Source organism: Kordiimonas lacus (assembly GCF_001550055.1).
Taxonomy (GTDB): Bacteria; Pseudomonadota; Alphaproteobacteria; order Sphingomonadales; family Kordiimonadaceae; genus Kordiimonas; species Kordiimonas lacus.
The window spans coordinates 662,911-677,611 of the sequence record NZ_LRUA01000010.1; the positions used below are offsets into that span (position 1 = coordinate 662,911).

Consider the following 14,701-nt stretch of genomic DNA (forward strand, 5'->3'; position numbering starts at 1 on the left):
CCAACCTGTCTCAGTCCCGCCCTGGCGCGGTTCCGGCAGCTTGCTCGAGTGTACTATGCCCCCAAATACACGTGCAGATTTTGCTAAAACAATCGCGACAATCGAAACTTCAAACAGTTCGCAGCTATTCATACGCACGTAGAAAAATAGTGGAGAATTACTTCACAAGAAACAATAATTTTCGACTTTTTGGCGATTCAATGGTTGTATTTTAGTTGTAAGTGGAGGGCGGTGGATGAGGGGAAGATGAATTTTCCCTACGTAAAGTAAGGACTTTAAGGGGTTTTACGATTTTTGTCAGGTCAGCTCATTCAACCACTGTTACGATTGTTCAAGTTTTCGTTAGCACTAATAGGTTGACGAATAACAATCTTAGGGTTTCAATCCCACTTCTTGTTATGCGTGTGTTTTCCGAGTTTTTTGCATCCATTCCAATAATTTTAGGGGAAATCCTATGGAAGGCTATCTTGGAGTCATCGAGGCTCTCGGCTTCAATTTTACACCGCGCAACTACGGCGCGTGTGCAGGCGGACTGCTCGCGATCAGTCAGTATTCAGCGCTGTTCTCGCTTTTGGGGACAGCCTTTGGTGGCGATGGTCGCTCCAGTTTTGGTCTGCCCGAACTGCGTGGCCGTGTCCCCATGGGCTTTGGCACGGGGCCGGGGCTTCCCCCTTATATCATGGGGCAAAAGGTGGGTGTTGAAAGCGTTACGCTGCATAGCGCCCATCTCCCGGCACACACCCACACCCACTCTTATGCCGGTGGTGGTGGCGGTACGTTGGCCGCGCAGGTAGAAGTGGCTTCCACGGGCGGCAAGAAGCAAACGCCAGCCGACGGCGATTACCTTGCCCCACCGGCTGATAATTTTGGTTCCATCCAGGACAATATCTTCACCGCCCCTGCAGATGTAAAGACATCCGTTCCTATTGGCGGTGTCAGCATCTCAGGGGAGGGTGGTTTCGATTCGAGCGCGTTCGCTATCCACAACACCGGCCAGAACTATCCTTTCTCCATCGTTCAACCGAGTACGGTGATCAACTTCGCCATCTGCATGCAGGGTATGTTCCCATCACGCAGCTAACCCCAAGGGACGGATTATCCAGCCCTTATAGAAGGAGGTTTAGCTATGCTGGACAAGGTAACATCAAAGAATTTCAAGGATATCATCGGGTCAAAAGTGACCCTGACGATCATGGACGGCCCTGACATCGACCTGACGGTCGAGGAGGTTCATGAGGTCAAGATCAAGAAGGACGACGAACGCCCCGCCGGGTGCCGTAAGAAACCCTTCACGGTGATCCTGAGCGGACCCGAGTCCTATCAGGCGCCTGACGGTTGTTACAACCTTGCGGTTGATAAGGTCGGCGTGCTTGAGGGCCTGTATGTGGACAACAAGGCTGACAATCCTGAAAGCGAGGATTTCAACACAGAGGCTATGAAGAAGGCCGCAGCGGCAGCCAAGAAAAAGGCGCCCGCCAAGGCCAAGAAAAAAGCCGATGATGTGACGGTCGTCGATAACGAGCAGGAAACTCAGCCCAGCCCTGTTGTGCTTTACGAAATCAATTTCGGATAACGGGCGGCAGGAGATTTATCATGTATGAACAATATATGGGCGTTATCAAGGCGCTTGGGTTTCAATTCACACCGGCAGAATGGGGCCGTTGCAATGGTGCCATAATCGATATTTCGCAGTTCACGGCGCTGTTTTCGCTTCTGGGCTGTCGGTTTGGCGGTGATTGCAGGACGACCTTTAACTTGCCTGACCTGAGGGGGCGTATCCCGATGGGGTGGGGGCAAAGTCCAGGGTTGACGCCCAGGGTAATGGGCACAATGCCTGGCTTGTACCAGGAAGTATTGTCGCTTTCAAAAATGCCGGAACACCTGCACAGCTTCAGCTACACAGGCGGCAGTGGCGCCGGTTCGGGTATTAGTCTCAATATGCATGTGGCCACCAACAGTGGCGGCAAGAAACAGACGCCCGCTGTTGGAGACTATGTTGCACCACCTGCCGACAATTTCGGATCGATTCAGAATAACATGTTTGCCGCACCGGCAGATGTCACGACAAAGGCAACAATTGGCGGTGTGATCGCGGCGGGGGATGTGCAGTTCGACAATACCCGTCTCACTATTGCGAATACGCCGCAGGCGACGCAGGCTGTGGAGATCCAGCAACCAACGCAGGCTGTGCACTACAGCATTTGCATGTCTGGCATTTATCCGTCGCGTTCCTAAGGCGCGCCTGAACTTGTCAGAGATCGGGTGCCGCGTTCGCGCGGCGCCCCACCCGCCAGGGAAGGCGGGAGTGGGTGGAACCAATTCGGGAGACAATCATGACCAATACAGAGACAGCACAGCTTTCTGTCGGGACCGCGAATGCGCAGCTTTTTGCTGGCGGCGAAGACCAGGACTATCAGTTTGTCGCGGGCGATCTGGCAATGCCGGTTCGGTTGATGGAATGCACAGAGAGACCTGATTCAGCCGGGCCGGACAGCAAGCGTACGCCCTTCCTGCTGATATTCCGGGCCGATGTCGATGAAGCGCACCTGATGCAGCAAACCATTGAATTTAACGGCAGCATCGTCGGGCTCAAGGACGGTTCCCTTGATGGCCTGATGATCCACCGGATGATGCGCCCGGCACAATTGCCGGAAGGCGCCTACTATCAGGTGATGTTCAACTGATCCCTGCCGTTACCGATAATGGAGACACAGCATGATTGAAGGAACTGTCAACCTGCCTCACGGCATCAGCGCGCGCCCGGCAGGCCGCCATGACAAGGATTTCCTGGCGAAAATGTACAGGGACAACCGCGATGACCTGCGGATGGTCGATGCGGACAAGGACTATATCGAAACCGTGATCGAGATGCAGCTTGATGCCCAATCAGGCGGCTATGGGGCGCAGTTCCCCAACGCCATCTATCTGATCCTGGAAAAGAACGGCACCCGTATCGGGCGCCTGACACTGGATGTCCAGCCGGTTGAGCTTCGCCTGGTGGATCTGGATTTCATCAAGAAGGCCTCGGGCAAGGGTTATGGCTCGTCGATCCTTCTGTGGCTGATGAAGGCGGCGGCCACCACACGGAAGCCGCTTCTGGTGCCTACCCGGCGCGATGATTTCGCCATGGGAAAATTCCTGATGAAATACGGGTTCGTTGAGGATGCGAGCATGTCGGACGATGTGTTCGCGCGCCTGAGCTGGATGCCGACAGCCGATGAGATGGCCGGTATCGCGGACATCAAACCGCGCGCGGCTGCGGGCGGTACCGTTTAGGGATGCCCAGGCCTCGGCTAGGCGCCGGGGCCGTCAAACGACATGCTTTTCACCAGCGCGAAGACGGAGGTACCAGCCTTCAGCTGAAGATCATTGCAGGCATCGTGGGTGACCTGGGACCTGAGCTGGCCCCCACCGATATCGATCAGCACATCCACATGCCCAACATCATCAGCGTCGCGGATTTCCAGAATGGTGCCCTCAAGAATGTTGCGGATGCTGATGGCCTCCGGCTTCTTGAGCGCAATCGCGACATCCCGTGCCTTGACCCTCAGTGTCACTTCAGTGCCCGCCGGCGCTTCAATGGCCGGGGTGGTCATGGTTTGACCGTTCACCGCCAGGTGGGTCAGCTGCATGGTGCTGTCATGATCCTGCACCCGGGCCTCCAGGATCACGCCCGCTTCTGCGCGCCCGTCCGGCGGGATGAAATCAAGCTGGCTGAACAGGGTGCTCGCGGGGCCTTCCGCCTGCTTCCGGCCGCCTTCAATGATCACCAGATGGTCGGCCAGCCGCGCGACCTCTGCCGAATCGTGGCTGACATAAAGAATCGGGATTCGGGCTTCCCGGTGGAGAGCTTCAAGGCAGCCCAGCAGGTCGTCGCGCCCGCGCCGGTCCAATGCCGACAGGGGCTCGTCCATCAGCAACAGCTCGGGCCCGCGCATCAGCGCCCGGGCCAGGGCCACCCGCTGGCGTTCGCCGCCCGAAAGGGTGTGGGGTGCGCGGTCCAGAAGGCGTCCGATTTTCATTTGGTCGACGATGTCCCCGAACACGGGCGGGGTGGCGCCAGCCCGAAGGGCCCGCTTTTCACCAAACCGGATGTTGTCCGCCACATCGAGGTGCGGGAACAGGCTGGCTTCCTGGAACACATAGCCGATCGGGCGTTCGTGCGGGGCCTTGAAAATACCGCGCGCACTGTCCTGCCATATGGCGTCGCCCACCTGCAGGCTGCCCTCAAGTTTTCCCAGCCCGGCCATGGCGCGCAGGATGGTCGTCTTGCCGCTGCCGGATGCGCCAAAAAGCGCGGTCACACCCGCGCGCGGCATGGTGAATGCCACGTCGATATCAAAGCCACCGGTCTGCCCCCGGAAGGCCGCCTGGATCATGTCAGCGCTCATGGCCGATCCTCCCTTTTAAACCGCCAACGCTTTTCAAGCGTCATGACGGTAAAGATCACAAGGAAGGAGAAGACCAAAAGGCCGGCCGCCAGCATATGGGCCGGTGCCCAGTTGAGCGTTTCCACATAGTCATAGATGGCCACAGACAGCACCCGCGTTTCGCCCAGGATGTTGCCGCCGATCATCAGCACGACACCAAATTCACCCACGGTGTGGCTGAACCCCAGCACCGCGCCGGTGAGGAAGCCCGGGCGCGCCAGTGGCACTGCCACGCTCCAGAATCGGTCCCACGGGCTGGCGCCCAACGTGGCGGCGACCTCCAGCGGGCGGTCACCGATGGCCTCGAACGCGTTCCTGATGGGCTGCACCACGAAGGGCAGGGAATAGATCACCGACCCGATCACCAGTCCTTCAAAGGTGAAGGCCAGGGACCGCGCGCCGTAAAGCGACGCAATCATGCCGCCCGGGCCGTCCGGGCCCAGCGCCATCAACAGGTAAAAGCCCAGCACCGTGGGCGGCAATACCAGCGGCAGGGCCACCACGGCGGCCACGGCTTCCCTGAAGCGGCTCCCGGACCGCGCCAGCCACCAGGCAATGGGCGTGCCGATAACCATCAGGATCAGCGTCGTGACAGACGCAAGTTTCGCCGTTAGCAGGATCGGGGACCAGATATTCAGATCATCCATCCGAGGCGCCTCCCTTGGCTGTGGGCAGGTGATACCCCATGCGGGAGATGATGGCGCGGGCTTCTGGTCCCTGAAGGAACGTGAGAAATGCCCGTGCGGCGTCATTGGTTTCACCGCGTGTCAGCAGCACAGCATCCTGCGCGATGGGCCGATGGAGGGTTGCGGGGACCAGCCAATAATCCGTCGGGGCTTGGTCGAACACCTGCGCCAGTGCCACAAAGCCCAGTTCCGCATTGCCTGTGGCAATGAACTGGTAGGCCTGCGCCACATTGGTGCCGCGCACCAGCCGCTCCTGATACGTCTCCAACAGGCCCATGGCCGCCAGCGTTTCAAGGGCCGCAGCGCCATATGGGGCCGTCGCCGGGTTGGCGATGGCCAGCCGGTCGGGGGCTGTCGTGGCCAATGTTCCTTCCTGAACCGGGCGCTTGTTGCCGCCATACAGCACCAGGGCGCCCATGGCATAGGTGAAGCGGCTGCCGCGGACGGCCAGGCCTTCGACCTCGGCACGTTGGGGTCGCACCTGATCGGCGGCGAGGAAGGCATCAAAGGGTGCCCCCTGGCTGATCTGGGCATAAAGCTGGCCGGTGGCCCCGAAACTGAAACGCACACGGTGGCCGGTTTCGCGTTCGAAAGCGGTGGTGAGGGCGCGGGCCGCATGGGTGAAATTGGTGGCCACAGCCACCCGGGTGTCGCCTGCGAACGCGGGGCCGCTCAGCAGCGCCAGTAGAAGCAGCAGTTTAGCAAAGCGCAGCATCAGCATTCGCCCGATCATTCCCGTGAAACACAACAAAATGTCTAGCGCGCGCCAGCGGTTGTGGCAAGGGCGGGAAAAAGAGGCGGCCCAGAGGCTATAAGCTCGGTTGTCCCACCATTATATTTTGGTTGCTCCGGCGGGTGTCTGTTTTTGGTCGGGCGGCCTTGAAAAAGCGCAGTTTCCTCCCCGAGATTTTTACAGGTTTTTTTCTGCAACGCTCTCAATACAACCTGTCTGACAACAATTTTGACGTCAGGACGATGGATTGCGTTGCTGCTATTTTGACGAAGTGATATACACCTAATAGTAGATATCGCATCGCTATAGATGTAAAAGTTCAAGAGTTCCCGAATGTAATGAGGCAAGGATTGGGTGCCTTCCCGGCAGTCTGTCCCGCGGTACAGATGTGTCTGTACCGATAGGGGAGCTGTACTTCAGGTAGGTGGTCAGTCCGGTATCCGGGCCGCCAGGGGGCGGTCCATAACGCAACCAAGGGCACCCATCATGACTGTTCATCCACCAAACACCGCACCCAACCTGTCTGAACCACTGATCACCGAACCGCCGCAGATGTCGCCGGGTGTGCCGACCGCAGACCTTGGCCCGTTGCAGTATCTGATCGGCACCTGGACCAACCAGAATCTGCCAGGCACCAGCATGGGTGGGCCACAGGCGCCCTATGCCTATAATGTAATGCCACTGCCGCAGGTGGACCCATCGAGCCCGTCAGGCTTCATCCTCAAGAATTTCACCTATTATGAGGAGCTGACGTTTTCAGCCATTCACGGTAGCGCCGCAAACCGCGGGGGTATTGGAACACAGACCGCCTATACGATCTTTTACGAGCAACGCGTCTATTTTGCCGAAGGGCCAAACAAGGATGCGCTGGTGCACGCGGAAAACGGTTCGCTTCTGTTCCTGCGTGACGGTACGCAGCAGCTGGGCCCCTACGGCAATGGGGACCAGCCGGGTATCGGCAACCAGACGGTCAAGGACAGCATGGCGCCAACCCAGGCCTTCAATGTGGTCAAGCAGGTATCGGTGCCGCACGGCAACTCGATCCTGGCGCTGGGCAATTATACGGGCAGCAACGCCGGATCAGGCGTCCCAACGATCCCGCCCGCCACCGTGCAGCCGGAAGGCTTCAGCGGCCTGCCGCCCCAATATACCACCCAGGACCCTGTCACCAACCCGCAGCCCAACTTCACGGCAAACCCAAACCTGGTGCTTGAGAATGCGTTGGCGGCCAGAAAACCGAGCAACTTCCTTGAGCTGGCGTTGAGCACAAGGAACGGCAAGGGCGCTGTGACCAACATCGGGTTCGAACAGCAGCACGCCAACGTGCAGTGCTACGATTTCACCTATTGGCTCGAATCCTTCGACGGGACCGACAATTATACCCAGTTGCAATATAGCCAGTCCATCTGGATGCAGCTGCCGGTGGGGGGCCGCTTCTTGACCTTCCCGCATGTCACGGCGAACACATTGACCAAAGTTCCGGGTTCTTAAAACAGTGCCGGGCGCCTGAGCTGGATCGGGCGCCCGATACAGAGGCATTCCAATAGAGACAAAGGACACACCCATGTACGACACGACCCAAAAAAGCGACCCTCTGCTGCCGCCAACTGAAGCGGAGAAGGCACTGATCAACACCATCAACACCTCGCCCGCCTGGAACCGGGAAAAAGTACTCAGCGATCTGACCGAACACTTGAAGGTGGCGGTTAAGATCGAACTCGCGACCCTGCCAATCTATCTCTACACCTATTATTCCATCAACCGGACGCCGGAGGGCTTTCCGTCCACCAACGTGACCCGTTTCGCCGATGAGGCCGGCGGCCTGATCATGAGCGTAGCGGTGGAAGAGATGCTGCATATGTCGCTTGCATCCAACATTCTTGATTCGCTCGGGCAGGACCCGGAGCTGTACGGGAATTCACCATGGCCTTACCCGGCCAACCTGCCAGGCCACACCTACCTCGGGCCGGACGGCAAGGCGATGCAAATACCGCTGGCGCCCTTCTCGCTCGAGCAGATGTGGCAGTTTCTTGAGATCGAATATCCGGCCATGCCAGATGCGCCGCCGCAACCGGGCGCTTGGTCGACGATCGGGCAGGTCTATTCCTATGTGCGCTGCCTCATCCTGTCGAAATACATCACGGACGCAGATTTCAATCAGCGCCAGACTGCAAGCCAGATCCAGGACACCAACTATTCGCCCAACAATATTGATACAGCCTATCCTACCGGCAGCTTCGACAAGAAATGCCCGGTGCCGACACCGACGGCGGGGTCTGCTGCAACTGTGGCGGAATTCTCCAGCCGGGATGACAGCCACGCAGGCGGCGTGCAGCTTCTGACCGTCAATTCAAAAGAGAGTGCGCTCCTCGCGATCCAGACGATCGACGCCCAGGGCGAAGGCTATGATTTCACCAAGTTCGACGATCCATCGGACCAGGAGTTTTCGCACTATTATAAATTCCTGACGCTGCAGTCGAACCTTGAGGGCTATGACCCGGCCCACGAAAAAATACCGCATCAGAACCCGACCCCGCCGGCGCCCGCCGCGACAACCATCACGAATTCTGATCTGGCGAGCTTCGTCTATAATGTGCCCACCAACCCGGTGGCGGCCAACTATGAAGACGGCTTCAATGACTGTGCAAATGTGGTGAACGGTCTTTACCAGTATATGCTGATCATGACCGAGACCATCTTCAAGATCCCGCCGGCCCAGCAGAAGCTTTATTTCAACCAGTCCCTGCACCGGTCCATGATCTGGATTCTCGACAAGGTCATTCAGGCCATGCGTGTCCAGCAGGCGCCCATCAAGGGCAGCTGCCTGACGGTCGCCTTTGCACCATCGTTCGAGAATGTCGACCTTGGCACCCGCGACAAGGCGTTTGGCAACCTGTGCCACATGGTTATCAAGTTGAACAAAAAAATTGGCACAGAGAAATGGTACACCGATGACATCCAGGGCTATATCAACATGATCCCTAGCCTCTTTGATGTCAGCCCTTACTGGACATCGGGCATCGTGCCGGCGGATGTGCTGGATGCCAATGTGGCGGCGGCAAAAGCGGCCACCACCTTCAAGACCTATCCGGCGTCAGCGCCGAACCCGCCTTCGATGGTGTGCGACATCACACCCTATCAGGGCATTCCGAAATTCCCGCAATATCCACCAAAGGATATCGGGGCTGACGAGGTGCGTCACGCCTGTATGGGGCTGAACAGCTGCAAGGGGCAGGGCCGTACCCGGGACAATGCCTGCGCGGGCCAGGGTTACTGCTCGACAGCGCTTGCCTATAATTATGCCAAACCGGGTGAGCCAATCGTCTCCGACCATACTTGCCACGTGAAGAACAACTGTGCAGGCCAGGGCGGTTGCGGCCTCTACGGTACGGCGGAAGAGCAGTATAACGACCCGAGCAACAACGCCTGCGCCACCAAAGGGTCGTGCGCGACGCCGATCAACGCCGAGCGTTTCTCCACTATGGGCAAGAACCAGGGCAAGAGCGTCTGGGTGCGGGCACGGGAGATCTTTGAGACGGAAACCTACCCGGAACTCCGCAAGAAGAAGCCGCACCTGCCCGAAAAGCCCGGCACTGTGCCGCATCCCAACCTTTTCCAGTATGGCCCGACCATTCAGTGGATACAGGACTATAGCGGCCAGGGCATGACCGCCTGTGGGGCATCCGGCATGAGCGGCGCAGGTAGCTGCAGCTGATGGATGGTGCGGTAAAGCAAAGCGTTGCGCAGGCTGAAAACCCAGGCTCAACCTTCGAAAGGTTGGGCCTGGGGGTCGGGCTGCGCAACAGCCATTTCGACCATATCCTGAAGGCCTGGCCCGAGGTGGACTGGTTCGAAGCCATTTCCGAGAATTTCATGGATTCAGGCGGACGACCGCGCTGGGTCCTGGACCAGATCAAGGAACGCTATCCCATCGTGCTGCACGGGGTGTCCATGTCCATCGGCAGCACTGACCCGCTGGATAGGGCGTATCTTGCCAAGCTGAAAGCGCTGGCGGACGATGTGAAGGCCCGGTGGGTCAGCGACCATCTGTGCTGGACCGGGATCATGGGCCTCAACAGCCATGACCTCCTGCCCCTGATGTTGACCGAAGAGGCCCTCACCCATGTGGCGGCGCGGGTGCGCATAGTGCAGGACGTGCTCGAACGCCCGCTGGTGCTCGAAAACCCTTCCAGCTATGTGCAGTTCCAGCAGTCGACCATCAGCGAACCGGATTTCCTGCGCGCCCTGTGCGACCAGACCGGCTGCAAACTCCTTCTGGACGTCAATAATGTCTATGTCACCTGCTTCAATGCGGGGACGAGCACGGACGATTATATGAAGGCTTTCCCCTTTGAGCATGTCGTTCAGATGCATCTGGCCGGGCACCAGCATTGCGGTACCCACATTGTGGATACCCACGACGGCCCGGTGTGTGACGAAGTCTGGCAGCTGTTCCGCGCCGCCTGGCAGAAAACCGGCGGCGCCAGCCCACTTCTGGAGTGGGACGGCGACGTGCCGGAATTCGACCGCGTGCACGCCGAGGTGCTGCGCGCCCGCGCCTATATCGACGGCATTGATCCGGTAGAGGCAGTGGCCACCCGCTCGCGCACCAGTGCCGCCACCTCCACGCCAGTGGATTTCATGGTGCCGAACGTGATGGGTGACAGCAGGATGCAGACCCTATGACCACAGCAACGCTCCCGGACATGCAGCGCTGGATGATGGAGGCGCTGATCGCCCCCGGCAGGGTGGACGGCGCAAGTGTGGCGGGTACCTTCAAGCCCGGCGCCCACATTGACGCTGCCGCCTGCCTGGGTATCTATCAGCGCAGCTATATCCTCAGGCTTCGGCAGTGCCTCATCGAGCAGTTCCCGGCCACCGCGCACGCCCTGGGGCAGGACCTGTTCTGTGATTTCGCGGACGAATATCTGCGCAGCTGCCCGTCAGACAGCTATACGCTCTATGAACTGGGCCGCCGGTTCGCAGGCTGGATTTCAGACAACCGCCCGGACAAGGACCTGCCGGAAAGCGAGCGCGAAAGCTGGATCGATTTCATGATCGACCTTGCGACGTATGAGCGTGCGCTGTTTCACCTGTTTGACGCGCCGGGGCATGAAGGCAAACCCTGGCCTGATGGGCAGGAGGCTGACGCGGAACTGACGCTTTTGCCGTCCCTTGTGCTGGGGCACTACCGTTTCCCGGTGGCCTGGTACTATCACGAAGTGCGCGCAGGCAAATCGCCAGCGCATCCGGGCCCCGCCTCGCAGTATGTCGCCGTCGTGCGCCGGGATTTCCAGACCACCACCTATCCCCTCAGCCCGTTCCACCACCGCTTCCTGATGGCAGTCCAGCAACTCGGCAGCATCGATGCGGCACTCGAAGACCTCGCGGCCTGGAGCCAGCGGCCCCTTGAGGACGTCAGGAACTCCTGGCGCACGGACGTGCGGCAAGGCTGGATTGATGCCGGCTTCTTCATTCGCCGCGGAGACGCGTAACAGGAAAACAGGCAGTAGCTGGCTGCCTGCCGTCTCTCCCTGAATTCAGAAATGATTGGCAACCCGGCCGGTTCCGGGTGGGGGGCTATTTTTTTGGTGGTATGTGATTCCCCGACAGTTGCAAAAATATTTTATTCAGCTATAAAAAAATATACGAGTTAAAAAATTAAATTAAGGGACTAGAGACCATGGCTGGCCTTAGGGAAAAGCAAAAGGCGCAGCGCCGCGCCCTGATTGAAAAGGCTGCGGCGGACCTGTTTGTGGAAAAAGGATTCGCTGACACCACGATCGAAGAGATCGCCGAACGGGCGCTGGTGTCCGCCCCCACCGTCTATAACTATTATGGTACCAAGGGCGACTTGCTGCTGGCGCTTGTGGCGCGCGGCGAGGAGGGGATCGAGGAAGCTCAGGACGATTTTTCCAAACAGACCGGCACGCACACACCGTCCGAGCTGGTGGCCAAGGTGATCCACTCGAACGTCAACGATACCCTGTCAGCCCTGTCGCGCGAGCTTTGGGGCCACGTGGTGGCCTTTGTGGCGACGGCCAGTGACCCCGCGGTTGCCCCCCGGTATATCGAGACCATCGCCAGCGGCCTGGGCACCGCGATTGAAAGTGTGCTCAGGAAATATCAGGACGACGGCAAGCTGCGGGCTGGTACAGACATGCACGAGCTGGCATTCCTGCTGACCCGCATGGAGCGCATCCACTTCCTGAATTATGTGTATCTGAAGGATATGACGGTCGAGGACCTGCACAACGCCATCGCGGCGGATGTCGCCATGATTGTCGGGCCTTATGAAATCTAGACATCTTTTAGTCGACTAAAAAAATAGTCACTAATAAAAATTTAGTTGACTATAAAAAATTAGCCTGCCATAAATTTGTCAAATGACATCGAAATGGGAGGAATAGCCATGACGGCTATCGGTAAAGTTTCTACATTCGCACTGCTTTCCACCACGGCGCTGTCGGGCGCATTCGCACCTGCCGCGATTGCACAGGATGCCGCAGACGAGGGAATCAGTTTTGAGGAAATCATGGTCACGGCCACGCGCCGGTCTGAATCTGTCCAGGATATCCCCTATAATATTTCAGCTGTCTCCGGCGCTGCCATCGATGCCGCCAAGGTGATCGATGCGTCGGAACTGCTGCGCAATATTCCTGGTGTGGCCGTCAGCGACAAAGGTGCGCGCAACGCAGGCCAGGTGAACGGCATTCGTATCCGTGGCCTGAGCGTGGATAGCGCCAACCGCTCCGACGTGCCGGTGACTTCTGCGCCAACGGTTGCCACCTACATCAACGACACGCCAGTGTTCGGCAACATGATGATGAGCGACCTCGAGCGCGTCGAAGTGCTGCGGGGCCCGCAGGGAACGCTCTATGGCTCCGGTTCGCTCGGCGGTGCGGTTCGCTATATCACCAACAAGCCTGTGCTGGGCGAATTTGAAGGCTCTGTTGGCGGCACGCTGACAACCACAGCGGGCTCCGGCAGCCTCAGCTGGACGGGGGAAGCCATTGCCAATATCCCGCTCGGTGACACGCTTGCGCTTCGCGTGGTGGGCAGCAAGGTCGATTCCGCCGGTATCATCGATTATGTGAATGTCTATGAACTGGACAGCGCTGGTGCCCCCGTGGTGCCGGGCGATATCACAGACACCGATGCGGTCTTCACCTCGGTCAAGGACGCCGACACGGTAGACATTGATTTCCTGCGTATCAGCGCGCTGTTTGCGCCAAGCGATGCCTTTGATGCCGTGCTCACATACACGCGTCAAAGCGACGAAGTGGGGGCTCGCCGTGGCTCCGCAGAGGGTTTCCTGGACGGTTTTGGTAATGAGTATGGCCGCTATGAAGCCGGGTCTGTGCAACTAGAGCCTTCCCACTCGGATCTCGAACTTGCAAGCCTTGAAATGAACATAGACCTCGGCTTCGCGACCCTTACTTCGTCAACGTCCTACTATGAGCGCGATGGCCGCTCCATCAGCGAAAACACGGGCTTCTATGCCCAGAAAAACTGGCTGTCGGGTTTCTATTATAACTCGCCGCGTCCGCTCGCACGCGCCGATCGGGGCTATTCCGATGAAGCCTTCATCCAGGAAGCGCGTCTGGTGTCCCAGAGTGACGGGCCGTTCAACTGGGTTGCGGGTATCTATTACCACGACCAGGAACAGACGGCTGACCAGATCTCCACGCTGGCGGGCTACAGGGCCTGGGCGTCGACCGTGTTCCCATGGATGTCCAACGGCTTCGGCTATTCCGATATCGACGTTGATTTCGATTTCGACAGCGTGACCAAGATCAAGGAAACCGCCTTCTTCGGTGAAGCGACCTATGATGTGAGTGACCGACTGAGCGTCACAGCGGGCATCCGCTATTTCGACAGCAAGGTCACCGCCGACGCCCGCATTGACCTGCCGTTCTGGAACACGCTGTTCGCACCGGCTGTGATCGAGGGTGAGACGTCCGGCAAGAAAGACGCGCTTTTCAAGTTCAACATGTCCTATGACGTGAATGACGATACCATGGTCTATGCCACCGTATCTGAAGGCTATCGCCGTGGCGGCGCAACCGCTGTGCCCACCACTGGCTTCTTCGCCGAAGACGAAAGCTGGCTTTCCTACGGCTCGGACTCCACCCGCAACTATGAGATCGGCATCAAGGGCGCGACCGCGGATGTCCGCTATAGTGTCAGCGGCTTTTATGTGGACTGGTCCAACCCGCAGATCAACACGGCGACAAGCAACTGGGGTTTCTTCACGGTTGCCAACGGCGACAGCGCCCGCTCCATCGGGATCGAAGCCGAAGTCGAAGGCTATATCGGCAACGCGCTGCACTATAACCTCGGCTACGCTTTCGCTGACGCCAAGCTCACGAGCGACTTCCTGTCGCCAACCGGCAGCGTGATTGCCACTGACGGCAACCAGCTCACCGGCGTGCCCAAGCATATGCTGAATATCGCGTTTGATTACACCACCGATATCACCAGCGAGATCCAGATGGTGGCACGGGTGAACGGTTATGTTCAAAGCAGCAGCCAGAACTATATCGACAATGATAACGCCACCCTTGGGGCAGAGCTTGGTGGCTTCTCCATCTGGGGTGCGGGCCTGACCTTCACCAAGGGTGACATTGACGTAACGCTGTTCGCCAAGAACATCTTCAACAACCGCGGTATCTCGGCCGTTTACGGCGACGCCTATATGGGCACCGACGCCAGCCAGAACTATCTGGGCAGCGGCGCTAAAAGCGAAATCACGCTGCCGCGCACCGTTGGCCTTGCGGTCAAATATAACTTCTAAAGCGACGCTGAAAGCGTCCGTGGGGAAGGGGCTTCCCTTCCCCCCCTCATTTGCC

14 protein-coding genes are annotated in these 14,701 nt (G+C 58.5%); 11 read left to right on the forward strand and 3 right to left on the reverse strand.

The window, feature by feature from the left end; translation table 11 throughout:
- Positions 1–454 precede the first annotated feature (454 nt).
- The 5 genes from KORLAC_RS18070 (at position 455) to KORLAC_RS18090 (ending at position 3,276) form a co-directional block, all read left to right on the forward strand.
- Positions 455–1,081, forward strand: a complete 627-nt coding sequence (locus tag KORLAC_RS18070; protein ID WP_068309137.1) for a phage tail protein — start codon at positions 455–457, stop codon at positions 1,079–1,081.
- A 45-nt stretch (positions 1,082–1,126) separates the two neighbouring features.
- The gene (locus tag KORLAC_RS18075) at positions 1,127–1,573 is read left to right on the forward strand and encodes a DUF6916 family protein (protein ID WP_068309139.1); all 447 of its coding nucleotides are present in this window, start codon (positions 1,127–1,129) and stop codon (positions 1,571–1,573) included.
- A gap of 20 nt (positions 1,574–1,593) precedes the next feature.
- The gene (locus KORLAC_RS18080) at positions 1,594–2,235 is read left to right on the forward strand and encodes a phage tail protein (protein WP_068309141.1); all 642 of its coding nucleotides are present in this window, start codon (positions 1,594–1,596) and stop codon (positions 2,233–2,235) included.
- Positions 2,236–2,333: 98 nt separating this feature from the next.
- A complete protein-coding gene (locus KORLAC_RS18085; RefSeq protein WP_068309142.1) occupies positions 2,334–2,684 on the forward strand; it encodes a DUF6916 family protein in 351 nt (116 codons plus the stop codon).
- A 31-nt stretch (positions 2,685–2,715) separates the two neighbouring features.
- Positions 2,716–3,276: a GNAT family N-acetyltransferase gene (locus tag KORLAC_RS18090; protein WP_068309145.1), complete on the forward strand. Its 561-nt coding sequence runs from the start codon at positions 2,716–2,718 to the stop codon at positions 3,274–3,276.
- A 17-nt stretch (positions 3,277–3,293) separates the two neighbouring features.
- On the opposite strand, the gene modC is transcribed toward KORLAC_RS18090, so the two are convergent.
- The 3 genes from modC to modA are packed head-to-tail and all read right to left on the reverse strand — an operon-like array spanning position 3,294 to position 5,831.
- Entirely contained in the window at positions 3,294–4,391 is a 1,098-nt protein-coding gene (modC, locus tag KORLAC_RS18095) for a molybdenum ABC transporter ATP-binding protein (RefSeq protein ID WP_068309148.1), read from the reverse strand.
- Positions 4,388–5,077 carry a molybdate ABC transporter permease subunit gene (modB, locus tag KORLAC_RS18100; RefSeq protein WP_068309150.1) on the reverse strand — a complete coding sequence of 230 codons (690 nt, stop codon included), beginning with the start codon at positions 5,075–5,077 and terminating at the stop codon, positions 4,388–4,390. Before modB ends, modC begins: the two co-directional genes overlap by 4 nt.
- Entirely contained in the window at positions 5,070–5,831 is a 762-nt protein-coding gene (gene modA / locus KORLAC_RS18105; protein ID WP_206595007.1) for a molybdate ABC transporter substrate-binding protein, read from the reverse strand. Before modA ends, modB begins: the two co-directional genes overlap by 8 nt.
- Positions 5,832–6,335: 504 nt before the next feature.
- Here modA and KORLAC_RS18110 point away from each other — a divergent pair.
- From KORLAC_RS18110 to KORLAC_RS18135, 6 genes are all read left to right on the forward strand, one after another.
- Positions 6,336–7,340, forward strand: a complete 1,005-nt coding sequence (locus KORLAC_RS18110; protein WP_068309154.1) for a heme-binding protein — start codon at positions 6,336–6,338, stop codon at positions 7,338–7,340.
- Positions 7,341–7,413: 73 nt separating this feature from the next.
- Positions 7,414–9,564: a ferritin-like domain-containing protein gene (locus KORLAC_RS18115; RefSeq protein ID WP_068309157.1), complete on the forward strand. Its 2,151-nt coding sequence runs from the start codon at positions 7,414–7,416 to the stop codon at positions 9,562–9,564.
- A complete protein-coding gene (gene bufB / locus KORLAC_RS18120; RefSeq protein WP_082714776.1) occupies positions 9,564–10,535 on the forward strand; it encodes an MNIO family bufferin maturase in 972 nt (323 codons plus the stop codon). The genes KORLAC_RS18115 and bufB overlap by 1 nt, the downstream gene beginning before the upstream one ends.
- On the forward strand, positions 10,532–11,344 hold the full coding sequence (locus KORLAC_RS18125) for an HvfC/BufC N-terminal domain-containing protein (protein WP_068309158.1): 813 nt from the start codon (positions 10,532–10,534) through the stop codon (positions 11,342–11,344). Before bufB ends, KORLAC_RS18125 begins: the two co-directional genes overlap by 4 nt.
- Before the next feature lie 188 nt (positions 11,345–11,532).
- Positions 11,533–12,153, forward strand: a complete 621-nt coding sequence (locus tag KORLAC_RS18130) for a TetR/AcrR family transcriptional regulator (RefSeq protein ID WP_068309160.1) — start codon at positions 11,533–11,535, stop codon at positions 12,151–12,153.
- Positions 12,154–12,261: 108 nt separating this feature from the next.
- On the forward strand, positions 12,262–14,646 hold the full coding sequence (locus KORLAC_RS18135; protein ID WP_068309162.1) for a TonB-dependent receptor: 2,385 nt from the start codon (positions 12,262–12,264) through the stop codon (positions 14,644–14,646).
- Positions 14,647–14,701 lie beyond the last annotated feature (55 nt).

Coding starts and splice junctions, on each gene's coding strand:
- KORLAC_RS18070 (WP_068309137.1), top strand. CDS start 455: ATGGAAGGCTATCTTGGAGTCATCGAGGCTCTCGGCTTCAATTTTACA.
- KORLAC_RS18075 (WP_068309139.1), top strand. CDS start 1,127: ATGCTGGACAAGGTAACATCAAAGAATTTCAAGGATATCATCGGGTCA.
- KORLAC_RS18080 (WP_068309141.1), top strand. CDS start 1,594: ATGTATGAACAATATATGGGCGTTATCAAGGCGCTTGGGTTTCAATTC.
- KORLAC_RS18085 (WP_068309142.1), top strand. CDS start 2,334: ATGACCAATACAGAGACAGCACAGCTTTCTGTCGGGACCGCGAATGCG.
- KORLAC_RS18090 (WP_068309145.1), top strand. CDS start 2,716: ATGATTGAAGGAACTGTCAACCTGCCTCACGGCATCAGCGCGCGCCCG.
- modC (WP_068309148.1), bottom strand. CDS start 4,391: ATGAGCGCTGACATGATCCAGGCGGCCTTCCGGGGGCAGACCGGTGGC.
- modB (WP_068309150.1), bottom strand. CDS start 5,077: ATGGATGATCTGAATATCTGGTCCCCGATCCTGCTAACGGCGAAACTT.
- modA (WP_206595007.1), bottom strand. CDS start 5,831: ATGCTGCGCTTTGCTAAACTGCTGCTTCTACTGGCGCTGCTGAGCGGC.
- KORLAC_RS18110 (WP_068309154.1), top strand. CDS start 6,336: ATGACTGTTCATCCACCAAACACCGCACCCAACCTGTCTGAACCACTG.
- KORLAC_RS18115 (WP_068309157.1), top strand. CDS start 7,414: ATGTACGACACGACCCAAAAAAGCGACCCTCTGCTGCCGCCAACTGAA.
- bufB (WP_082714776.1), top strand. CDS start 9,564: ATGGATGGTGCGGTAAAGCAAAGCGTTGCGCAGGCTGAAAACCCAGGC.
- KORLAC_RS18125 (WP_068309158.1), top strand. CDS start 10,532: ATGACCACAGCAACGCTCCCGGACATGCAGCGCTGGATGATGGAGGCG.
- KORLAC_RS18130 (WP_068309160.1), top strand. CDS start 11,533: ATGGCTGGCCTTAGGGAAAAGCAAAAGGCGCAGCGCCGCGCCCTGATT.
- KORLAC_RS18135 (WP_068309162.1), top strand. CDS start 12,262: ATGACGGCTATCGGTAAAGTTTCTACATTCGCACTGCTTTCCACCACG.